This is a genomic window from Nocardioides pyridinolyticus, from assembly GCF_054653575.1.
In genome coordinates, this window is the sequence record NZ_BAAIFY010000089.1 from 1 (window position 1) to 573 (window position 573).

Consider the following 573-nt stretch of genomic DNA (forward strand, 5'->3'; position numbering starts at 1 on the left):
CCTGACACGGGACAGGTGACCGTCGGCGTCGACGCCCTGGGCGAACCTGCCCACCTCCTCACGACGGCGTTCAGGGAGGCACGGTCGCGAGGGGTCGGCCTGCGGGTCGTCCACGCCTGGCACTACAGCGTCTACGACGACGTCGTGTTCCCCGGGGCGGAGGCACGACGCCATTCCGACCAGCTCACCGACCAGATCCGCGCTCACCTGGACCCCGTGGCGGCCACGTTCGCCGACGTACCCGTCGAGCTGGTGGTCCGCCAAGCCAGGCCGGCCGACGCCCTGGTCGCCGAGTCGGAAGGCTCCGCTCTCCTCGTCGTCGGGCGGCACCGGACCTCTCTTCCCGTCGCTCACCTGGGATCGATCGGTCGCGCCGTGCTGCGCGAGTCGCGGTGCCCGGTGATGATCGTCGACCCGGTCGGCGAGGCCCAGCCCGCCTGACCGTCCGGGAAGGCCTTCTGGCCAGCTGGTCGCGTGAGGGCTGGGACCAAAGTCCCCGGAGGTCGAGGCGGACGCCTCTCACCTCCTGCGCCTCGCCTCGGCAGGGTGGAGCCAGAAGGACACCGAAACGGA

General features: G+C 71.6%; 1 protein-coding gene. It reads left to right on the plus strand.

The features are described 5' to 3' along the window. Positions 1 to 441, plus strand: a 441-nt coding sequence (locus tag ACYQ0U_RS22785; RefSeq protein WP_459976165.1) for a universal stress protein, incomplete at its 5' end; no start/stop codon positions are given. Positions 442 to 573: the final 132 nt, after the last annotated feature.